Below are 10,420 nucleotides of genomic sequence, written 5' to 3'. Positions count from 1 at the left end.
TAAAATACTAATATCTGTAACACCTGTATTTTACAAAATATATCTAACAATTTGGGATATTAATTCAACAGTCTTTATCAGAAAATAAACCTGTTTGAATTTAATGAGTTTTTTATTTTCCTTTTTTGCTTGCTACGATAGCGTAGTGCTAGGCAATTTTGCATACTTTTTTGCCATGCAAAAAGTATGTCGTTATAGCTTACGAAGTAAGCAACGAAACCCTATGATTTTAAAAAACAAAGTTTAACATTTTACTTTTAAGATAATAGACTCCGTGTCAAACACGAAGATGAAGATAGTTTTTAGTAGCTCTTACTTAGGTTGCCAAACAATATCAAGCTCCTTAGCAGCTTTGACATCATCTAGACGACGAGATGGTAGATTATATGGAGCACCTTTTAGATATTCAGGATTTTCCTTAGCAATATCTCTGATTTCTACCATTGCTTGGATAAACTTCTCCATACTATCAACATTCTCAGTCTCAGTAGGCTCTATCAACAAACATTCTGGTACTAATAATGGGAAGTACATAGTAGGAGCATGCACTCCTCTATCTATCAAGCACTTAGCAAAATCTGTAGCTGTCACACCATACTTTTGAAATTCTGGCTTTAATGTCACGATAAATTCATGTGATGCTCTTCTATCAGGATATGCTATTGTAAAGCCTTCTTCTTTTAAGCGAGCCATCATATAGTTAGCATTTAAAGTTGCAATTTCAGAGGCTTCTGTTAGACCATTACCACCTAACATTACACCATAGATATATGCTCTAATTAGTACACCAATATTACCATTAAATGCCGATAATCTACCGATAGTATTTGGTATATCTTCCTCATGATATATCCACATAAATTTATTATCTTTCTTACCAACTAACGGTATTGGCAGAAACTCTTTTAATTTATCATTTACAGCAACTGGACCAGCACCTGGACCACCACCACCATGAGGTGTTGCAAAAGTCTTGTGTAAATTCATATGAAGAACATCAAAGCCCATATCACCAGGACGTGCTTTACCCATGATCGCATTTAAGTTCGCACCATCATAGTATAATAAACCGCCTGCTTCGTGAACTTTCTTAGCTATAACTGCGATATTTCTCTCAAACACACCTACAGTTGATGGGTTTGTTAGCATAATACCCGCTGTCTTTGGCCCAAGTACTTTATCTAGTGCTTCAAGATCGATATCACCACATCTCTTAGTTGGGATTTCGATAACCTTTAGACCACAAACTTTTGCAGTAGCTGGATTTGTTCCATGAGCTGCATCTGGTACGATGATTTCATTACGCTCAAAGTCACCACGTTTATGATGATATGCTTTGATCATAGCCACACCTGCAAACTCACCCTGAGCTCCAGCCATAGGTGCAAGTGACACGCCTGTCATCCCTGTTAACTCTTTGATTAACTCCTGTAAATCATATAAGCACTCTAATGTACCTTGTACACTTTGGCTGCTTGCATATGGATGTCTCTCTAAAAAACCTGCAAGTGATGCATACTTATGTGCTGCACGAGGGTTGTACTTCATTGTACAAGAACCTAGTGGATAGAAGTTTGTATCTATACAAAAATTCTTACGTGATAATTGGGTGTAATGCCTAACAACATCTAGCTCTGCTTGCTCTGGTAAGATAGGTTTTTTAGAGCGAAGCATATTTGTAGGGATATTTGAAACATCACCTTTTTTGCTAGGCATAACAGCTGGTGAATTTACACCTCTAGTTTTTTCAAAAATGACCATTTAAATTAACCTCCTAACCTAGCTAAAACTTTTTTAGCTGCAGCAATATACTCAACATGATCTTCTGATGTATGAATCTCGGTGGAACAAATCATAATTGAATTTTCTAAATCACCATCATAATAGCCCAAAAAGTAACCAGCATCGATACTTTCTCTTTCCATCTCTACAACAAAAGTCTCCGCACTTACAGGTAAATCAATAACAATTTCATTAAAAAATGCATTATTAAATCTAATACTCACACCATCTAGTTTAGATAACTCATTTGCTAGCTTAGTAGTGTTTTCATGAGATACACTTGCTACTCTTTCTAAACCTTCTGCACCTAGTAAGCTCATATAAATAGTCGCAGCTGTCACCATTAGACCCTGGTTAGTACAAATATTTGAAGTAGCTTTAGCACGACGAATATGCTGTTCTCTAGCCTGTAAAGTTAGACAGAAACCTTCATTACCATCTAAGTCAACAGTTCTACCAACAATACGACCTGGCATTTGACGTACATGAGGCATCTTACAAGTCATAAAACCAAAGTATGGTCCACCTGAAGCTAACGGCACGCCCATAGGTTGCCCTTCACCACAAACTATGTCAGCGCCATTATCGCCCCATTCTGCTGGAGATTTTAATATTGCAAGCGACATAGGATTAGTCACAGCAATTACTAAAGCTCCATGTTTATGTGCCCAATTTGTAATTCCATCGACATCAGCTATTTGACCTAAGAAATTAGGACTTTGAAGAACTACTGCAGCATATTGAGTATCTTCAAAATTAGCTAACTTAGCGATATCTGTCTTACCATTATGAGAATCAAGACCTACAACATCAACTTCTATATCTTGATGTTTTGTAATAGTTTCTAATACATTTAAATAAGTTGGATGTAAAGCTTCAACAATTAGAACCTTTTGTGATTTGGCTTTTTTATTTGAGCGAATAGCCATAAGAACCGACTCAGCTAATGCAGTCGCTCCATCATACATAGAAGCATTTGATGCATCCATCCCTGTTAAGCCAGCCATCATAGTTTGGAACTCATAAATAACCTGCAAACCACCTTGAGATGCTTCTGCTTGATATGGTGTATATGCTGTATAGAATTCTCCCCTGCCAACGATATCCCATATAGCAGATGGTATATAGTGACTATATGCCCCAGCTCCTATAAAGTTTGTATTGTGATGATTTTTATTGGCTCTTTTTCTAGCTAAATTCGCTAGTTGTATTTCATTTATACCATCAGAAATTTTTAAAGTCTTTGCTCTTAGATTTGAAGGTATTTCATCAAATAATTGATCTACAGAAGATGCTCCTATAGTATCAAGCATTTTTTTAATCTGTTCTGGTTTATGCGGAATAAAAGACATATTTCCTCCATGCCTTTGAATGAAAATAATTCGTTATAATATAAATAATCATTCTCGATCAATAATGGAATGACTAAAAATATTAACTTTTGAATTTTATTAAGAATTTTTAATTAATCTTCCATAATTTTTGCATAGGCATCAGCAGTTAGTAGATCAGCTAACTGAGATTCATCAGAAATTTTTAGTTTAAATAACCAACCATCTTTATATGGCGCATGATTTACTTGAGAAGGATCATCCACTAAAGATTCATTCACATCAATAATTTCCCCATCAAGTGGAGCATATACATCAGATGCTGCTTTAACAGACTCAACAACACAAGTATCATCACCAGCTGAGAACTCTTCTCCAACTTCTGGTAACTCAACATACACAAGATCTCCTAATAAAGATTGTGCATGCTCTGTAATACCTACAGTAACCTCATCTCCATCTACTTTGATCCACTCATGAGATTTTGTATACTTTAATTCACTAGGAATATTCGACATTTTTATACCTCCGTACTAGCTACATTTAATTAATTTTCAAAAAACTTATACTCTATATCAAAGATTCACCATTTTTGACAAATCTTGGTTTTGTAATCTCAACTTCTAGCTCTTTACCACGTATGTTTACTTTAGGATTGTCTCCTTGTTTTGGTACATATGCTAAAGCTATAGCGATCTTTAAAGTTGGCGAAAAGCTACCACTTGTAATATATCCTTTCTGACCATTATCAAGAACTATTTCTTGGCCAGATCTAAGTACGCCTTTAGATCTTAAAACAATACCCACCCACTTAGTATCAACACCTTTTGCTTTTTTCGCTAATAGTGCTTTCTTACCTATAAAATTTCTATCCTCATCAGATAAATCAACACTCCAACTAAGGCCTCTATCTAAAGGTGTAGTTGAACTATCCATATCTGAACCATATAAATGCATGCCAGCTTCTAATCGAAGAGTATCTCTAGCTCCAAGGCCTGCTGGAGTAGCTCCATGTTTTAATAAGCTGTTCCAAAAATCAACAGCTTGATCTGCTGGAAGCATTATTTCAAAACCATCTTCTCCAGTATAACCAGTACGTGCAAACATCCATCTACTAAAAAACTTAAATGAAAATGGCTTAAGTTCATCTAATTGTTCAGCGATTTCTGATGTCACCACATGCTCAACCACTTCAGCTGCTTTTGGTCCCTGAACAGCAATTATAGCTAAATCTTTTTGAGGAGTTATCTCAACTGCAAAATCTTTTGCATTTTCTTTAAACCATGCAACATCAGATTCTCTATTGCCTGCATTTACAACTATTCTGAATTTGTCTGAATCAATTCTATACGTAATTAAATCATCAATAATCCCAGCATCATGATTTAGCATACAGCCATATTGTGCTTTATTATTCACTAGTTTAGCAACATCATTGGCTAACATATGACGTAAAAATTTCTCAGCATCTTTACCTTTGATATCTACAGCAAGCATATGTGAAACATCAAATACACCACAGTTTTCTCTAACATTATTATGTTCTTGTATCTGTGAACCATAGTTAATTGGCATTGACCAGCCAGAGAAATCAACCATTTTAGCATTCGCTGCAATATGCGCTTCAAAAAGAGGAGTCTTAAACATAAAAATATACCCACTAAATTTAAACCCTAACAAAAGACACTATACATCTTTTTATAGACTTTTATAAGCATTTTATCTCAATTTTTTCACTATTCTTCTTCATCAAGAACTTTTATATATAGCTTTCCATCCTTAGCTCTCTCTGGACCATGAATATCTGTATCAAATCCTGGCAACATTGAGCCTATTTTTTCTAGCATTAATAAAAAATCTAGAATCACTTTTGACTCCGCTGTAACCCTTTCCCCTGGGAATATTACAGGAATTCCTGGAGGATAAGGAAGTATCATAACAGCTGAAATATGTTCATATATATCAGCTAGAGGAACTTTTTTAACTTTTCCTTTTAATAGTTTTTGGAAAGCTTTATGAGGATTGAGTCTCTGTTCTGGTAAAACATTAAATGCATGATACATAAGGTTTGGTAAATTAGCATCTCGCATATATTGATGTAACTGCTCACTAATCTCTTGTATTCTTTTATCATCATAAAATTTAGGATCCTCAGCATACAAAGTTGGTAACATTTTCTCTACCAAAGTATTCTCATCATACATCTGCTTAAATTTATTTAGCACAGATATAAGTCGTACTGATTTTGCTTTTGTAGTACCTAAACTAAATATAAATAATAAAGAGTATGGCCCAGACTTCTCAACAACGATATCATGCTCATCTAAAAACTTAGCCACAACATCTGCAGGAATTCCCCAATCTTGAACATCATTATCCTTTATCCCAGGAGTTAAGATAGTTATCTTAATCGGATCTAATGATAAAAAATCACCATCTACATTTTTAAAGCCATGCCATTTATCAGCATTTCTAAGTAACCATGCTTCTTTATTCGATATATTATCAGGTTGCCAAACATCAAAAAACCAACCATTTGCCTCAGATCTTAATTTAACTAATTCTTTTCTAAAGTCTATAGCTAAATTTATAGTCTTATCTATAAGATTATAACCCTGCTCACCTTCCATCATCGCGGCTGCCATTTCAGTACTCGAGACTATTGGGTAAAATGGCGATGTTGAGGTGTGCATCATATATGCTTCATTTAAAACTTCATCATTATAATCACCTTTGATATGAAGCATCGATGACTGGCTAAAAGCTGCCAAAAGTTTATGTGTTGATTGTGTCTCAAAAATTATATGTTCAGGCTTAGGCTCAATTTGCATTGCAGTTTTATGCTTATATATTGGATGAAATATTGCATAAGGTATCCAAGCACTATCAAAATGTAATTTTTTGACATCTAATTCACTATGAATTGTATCAGTATTATACAAAATACCATCATAAGTCGAATTTGTTACAACTGCATATTCTGGCCATTTGTCTGCAATATTACTATCTTCTATTTTCTCTTGAATAGCATCTCTTTGGAATTCACTCTTAGGTATACCACCTATTATCCCATAAGCATTTCTAGTAGGTTTAAGATATATAGGATTGACATCAACCATCATCATGAGATGCGTTATCGATTTATGACAGTTTCTATCAACTAAAATAGTATCACCATCAGCAACACTATACATTCCAACTATTTTATTAGCTGTGGATGTGCCATTAGTCACAATAAGAGATCTATCTGATTTAAAAACTTTTGATATATACTCTTCAGCATCTTTATGTGCTTCAGAATGATCGAGCAAGCTCCCTAGCTCTTTCATTGAAATAGATAAATCGGTTTTAAAAATATTTTCACCATAAAAGTCATAGAATAATGCACCCACAGGAGATCTCTGAAAACCATACCCTCCTTGATGCCCTGGTGTACAAAATGCTGAATTAAAATCTCTTGAATATTTAAACAACTCATAAGTTAAAGGAGGTAGTATATCATTAAAATAAGTTGTTATAGTCTTATGAATAAAATCTGAATCCTCAACAGCTAAAGCGTCATACTGCAAGAAATTAATATTTAAGTTAAAGTCTCTTAGATTAAGTTTGATACTTTGACTATAATCAGAAGCCACAAATATAGGTAGCTTTGTATTTAAATGAGCAATATTGTGAAAAGCCTCTACGTTAAAGCTTGCTCTATCTAAAACAATACAACATATTCTGGAGTTCTCCTCAAGTATCTCTACAACCTCTGACATATTATCAATAATCAAAGTATTATAGTGATATCCTTTAAGATCTCTTTCTATCTTTAATAAAAATTCTTCCTTATATGACTTTAGAGAGTCATTGTAGACAAATACAACCGTTTTCATAGTTTAAACAACCTATAAAAATATAATTACCTACTAATTCAGTATACTAAAAGTTGATAGATTAAAAATGATTTTTTTTAAGAAAAACAAATTAATTTAAATGCTGAACTAGCTCTATCTCGCCATCAGTTAGCCTATAAATCTTATTCATACGGCTAGCTAATTTCTCATCATGAGTAACTATTACAAAACTAGTGCCAAAATCATCACTTAATTGTTGCATTAGCTGAAAAATGCCTTCAGATCGCTGACTATCAAGATTTCCTGTTGGTTCATCAGCAAGAATACAATTTGGATTAGTCACTAATGCTCTAGCAATTGCTACCCTTTGACGCTCACCCCCAGACAACTCAGCTGGCTTATGATTCGCACGGTGTTCTAGACCGACTTTCTCAAGTATTTCTTGAGCATGTTTTATTGAGTCTTTTTTATTATATTTTTTAGTAATAGCTAGAGGAATCATTACATTCTCAATAGCTGTAAACTCAGGCAATAAATGATGTAACTGATATATAAACCCCAGATGTTTGTTACGCATCATTGCTCTTTTATTAACAGATTGGTTATCAAACCTCTCACCCATTAAATATACTTCACCAGAATTACACTTATCTAAACCACCTAATACATTTAGTAAAGTAGTTTTCCCTGATCCTGAGAGACCTAATATAGCAACTTTCTCACCCTTTTCTATCTCTAGATTAACATTTTTTAAGATTGCTATGTCATTCTTAAATTCAGTATATTTTTTTGAAACATTTTTACAACTTAAAACAATATTACTCATATCTAAGTGCCTCAACTGGTTGAACTCTTGAAGCACTCCAAGCTGGATATAACGTAGCTAAGAAACTTAAAAGCATAGAAACCAAAGTTACCTTAACAACATCTGGGAACATTAAATCCGATGGAATGTAATCAATCAAATAGACACTAGCATTCAAAAACTGTCTACCTGTAACATGCTGGATAAAATTAACAATTTCAGTAGCATACGTTGATAATACTACACCTAATAGCACTCCGATAATTGTACCTATCAATCCTATTATAAAACCTTGATAGATAAACACTGTAATAATTTGGCGTGATGACATCCCCATAGTTCTTAAGATAGCTATATCACTACGCTTATCTGTAACAACCATAACCAAAGATGATAATAAATTAAATATTGCTACAGTAATTATCAACAATAATATAAAGAACATCATTGTCTTTTCCATCTTTAATGCATCAAAAAATGATTTATTCTCATCTGTCCAATCACGCGTAAAATAGTAAGATGACAAGCCTCCATCATTTAGCTTATTTTTAATAATTGGAGCATCATAAACATTTTTAGTACCTAGCTGTAATGATGTAATAGTATTTCCCGTCTCAAAAACTTTTTGAGCATCTTTAAGATTAATCATCGCATAATAAGCATCATACTGATAACTCACAGAGAAGATTCCCGTCACTGTGAATTGCTTAATACGCGGAATCATGCCTGCTGGCGTTAGGCTAATCTTAGGAACAATAAGTGTCACTTTATCACCTACAGATACACCCAAACTACCTGCCAACACGCTACCTAAAACAATATTATAACCCTTACCATTATCTAAAGATGATAAACTACCATCCACCATATGCTTTTTAATTGGTAATATTTTTGTTTGATATTTTGGTTCTATCCCTTGTATTTGCACAAATGCAGTTGTACTTCCACCAGTATTGGCACTAAGTAGTCCCTGTGACTCGACTATTGGAGCTGCAGCTGTAACTTTAGGATTATTTGCTAATATTTTTTTTGAAAGTGACTGCCAATCATCAAGTTTACCACCCATTTCATAAACTTTTAATGGTGGCACCATCATTAAAATTCTACTTTTAATCTGCTGATCAAAACCATTCATTACAGACATTACAGTTATTAAAACAGCCACTCCCAAAGATATTCCTAAAAACGATATAGCAGATATAATAGATATAAACCTATTACGCTTTTTCGCACGGATATATCTCAAACCAATAAATAAAGGTAAACTTCTAAACATTTAAACTTTTGATAAAAAAAATTGTAGTATAGGATAACATATTAGACTATGAAAAACATTTCAAAAATATTTAGCATTTTTTATTTTATCTTTTTTTAAGTCAGTATTTATTAAAAATTAATAAGCCTTGTTAATTTTAAATGATTACTACAGCAAGTTTTTATTCTATAATTAGGGAAATAGAATTTTAGATTAATTTAAATACAAAATGAAATTTTTTTTTAAATCTGAAATTAATTACCTTTGCACCTATTTAGGAGGACTGGTTTTAACTTACATTGGTATAGTTTCACTAGTTTCCTATATGATATTTTAAATACAGTTAGTATATTTTGGCTATATAAAGTCAGATATTGCTTCCCACACACGCTATAACTCTAGGCGATATCAAAGCCCCTTTAAAAGTTAAAGTATGCTAGCTGTATTTAAAATATCATATTAAATATTCTAACTTGATAAGCTCTTACATATATTATCATTATGAAAATTATCTAATACAGTCAAACTTCCAATTAAAAGTATTATTTTATTATTTTGCTATAAAATATAGTATCTCTATTTTTAAAAAAATATAGAATATTTAGTATAAATTAGAATAAATATTCCAAAATAAGATTTAATAAAAAAACTGGAGAATATTATGACTGAAGCAGAAATACATTCACTACTACTTGACGCTCACCCGCATCCTATCGTCTTTGTTGATAAGAACTATATTATTAGATACATGAACAAAAAAGCGAAATTTTGGTACAATCAGGAACGCGGATACCCTAATATGATCGGTAAACTATTATTTGAAGGACATAATGAGGCTAGATCGGAAGAAGTTATAAAAAAACATGCTGAAGCATTAAAGAATCATGCTGCAGAACAGTTCCTATATGTGCATAAAGGCTTAAATATGCGTCTATATATGACTGCAGTTCGAAATGATAAAGGTGAATTCTTAGGATTTTTTGAGAGGTTTGAAGGCAATCATACGCTATAAATAAAGCTTCTCAAGTAGCTAGTTCGTATTATATAATGAAATTATTATTGAATATTTTTTGAAAAAGGTCTGACGACTACCTACTTTCACCTGGGCAATGCCAGACTATCATCGGCGTGAGCCCGTTTCACTTCTGAGTTCGGAATGGGATCAGGTGGTTCCAGACTGCTATCATCGTCAGTTCGTACTATAATACTCTTCTTAATTTATATGTCAACCTATATATCAACAGAAAAATTAGTTTACTAAATAAAAATAGTTTTTAGAAAAAGGTTTCTAAACCCTAGATTCAAAAGATTGTGACTAGTAACTTAAATTTAATTATAAAGACTGTTGAATAAATCTTTCAATTTCTATGAATAGGAATATTTTTGCTATTTTTAGTAAAAACTTAGC

8 protein-coding genes and 1 rRNA gene are annotated in these 10,420 nt (G+C 33.0%); 1 reads left to right on the top strand and 8 read right to left on the bottom strand.

The features are described from left to right. Positions 1-312: 312 nt before the first annotated feature. From gcvPB to R8535_RS10080, 7 genes are all read right to left on the bottom strand, one after another. Positions 313-1,761: an aminomethyl-transferring glycine dehydrogenase subunit GcvPB gene (gcvPB, locus tag R8535_RS10110; RefSeq protein ID WP_329498934.1), complete on the bottom strand. Its 1,449-nt coding sequence runs from the start codon at positions 1,759-1,761 to the stop codon at positions 313-315. 5 nt (positions 1,762-1,766) lie between these two features. Beyond that, complete coding sequence (gene gcvPA, locus R8535_RS10105) at positions 1,767-3,134, bottom strand: aminomethyl-transferring glycine dehydrogenase subunit GcvPA (protein WP_329498932.1); 1,368 nt, start codon at positions 3,132-3,134, stop codon at positions 1,767-1,769. A gap of 113 nt (positions 3,135-3,247) precedes the next feature. Continuing rightward, positions 3,248-3,631 carry a glycine cleavage system protein GcvH gene (gcvH, locus tag R8535_RS10100; RefSeq protein WP_329498930.1) on the bottom strand — a complete coding sequence of 128 codons (384 nt, stop codon included), beginning with the start codon at positions 3,629-3,631 and terminating at the stop codon, positions 3,248-3,250. A 52-nt stretch (positions 3,632-3,683) separates the two neighbouring features. After that, complete coding sequence (gcvT, locus tag R8535_RS10095; protein WP_329498928.1) at positions 3,684-4,760, bottom strand: glycine cleavage system aminomethyltransferase GcvT; 1,077 nt, start codon at positions 4,758-4,760, stop codon at positions 3,684-3,686. An 89-nt stretch (positions 4,761-4,849) separates the two neighbouring features. Beyond that, positions 4,850-6,991 (bottom strand): lysine decarboxylase LdcC, encoded by a 2,142-nt coding sequence (gene ldcC / locus R8535_RS10090; protein ID WP_329498926.1) that lies wholly within the window; start codon positions 6,989-6,991, stop codon positions 4,850-4,852. 91 nt (positions 6,992-7,082) lie between these two features. Beyond that, positions 7,083-7,778, bottom strand: coding sequence for a lipoprotein-releasing ABC transporter ATP-binding protein LolD (gene lolD, locus R8535_RS10085; protein WP_329498925.1), 696 nt, complete (start codon positions 7,776-7,778; stop codon positions 7,083-7,085). Next, a complete protein-coding gene (locus R8535_RS10080; RefSeq protein ID WP_329498923.1) occupies positions 7,771-9,033 on the bottom strand; it encodes a lipoprotein-releasing ABC transporter permease subunit in 1,263 nt (420 codons plus the stop codon). Before R8535_RS10080 ends, lolD begins: the two co-directional genes overlap by 8 nt. Positions 9,034-9,673: 640 nt before the next feature. Between R8535_RS10080 and R8535_RS10075 the strand changes: the two genes are divergently transcribed. Beyond that, the gene (locus R8535_RS10075; protein ID WP_329498921.1) at positions 9,674-10,024 is read left to right on the top strand and encodes a PAS domain-containing protein; all 351 of its coding nucleotides are present in this window, start codon (positions 9,674-9,676) and stop codon (positions 10,022-10,024) included. 67 nt (positions 10,025-10,091) lie between these two features. Here the strand turns inward: R8535_RS10075 and rrf are convergent. After that, positions 10,092-10,206 (bottom strand): 5S ribosomal RNA (gene rrf, locus R8535_RS10070). Between the last annotated feature and the right edge of the window lie 214 nt (positions 10,207-10,420).

Source organism: Francisella sp. 19S2-4 (genome assembly GCF_036281795.1).
GTDB lineage: Bacteria > Pseudomonadota > Gammaproteobacteria > Francisellales > Francisellaceae > Francisella.
This window is presented reverse-complemented; position numbering and strand designations above follow the sequence as displayed.

What these genes read in the sequence shown, in the direction of transcription:
- gcvPB (WP_329498934.1), bottom strand. Translation starts at nt 1,761, where the DNA reads ATGGTCATTTTTGAAAAAACTAGAGGTGTAAATTCACCAGCTGTTATG.
- gcvPA (WP_329498932.1), bottom strand. Translation starts at nt 3,134, where the DNA reads ATGTCTTTTATTCCGCATAAACCAGAACAGATTAAAAAAATGCTTGAT.
- gcvH (WP_329498930.1), bottom strand. Translation starts at nt 3,631, where the DNA reads ATGTCGAATATTCCTAGTGAATTAAAGTATACAAAATCTCATGAGTGG.
- gcvT (WP_329498928.1), bottom strand. Translation starts at nt 4,760, where the DNA reads ATGTTTAAGACTCCTCTTTTTGAAGCGCATATTGCAGCGAATGCTAAA.
- ldcC (WP_329498926.1), bottom strand. Translation starts at nt 6,991, where the DNA reads ATGAAAACGGTTGTATTTGTCTACAATGACTCTCTAAAGTCATATAAG.
- lolD (WP_329498925.1), bottom strand. Translation starts at nt 7,778, where the DNA reads ATGAGTAATATTGTTTTAAGTTGTAAAAATGTTTCAAAAAAATATACT.
- R8535_RS10080 (WP_329498923.1), bottom strand. Translation starts at nt 9,033, where the DNA reads ATGTTTAGAAGTTTACCTTTATTTATTGGTTTGAGATATATCCGTGCG.
- R8535_RS10075 (WP_329498921.1), top strand. Translation starts at nt 9,674, where the DNA reads ATGACTGAAGCAGAAATACATTCACTACTACTTGACGCTCACCCGCAT.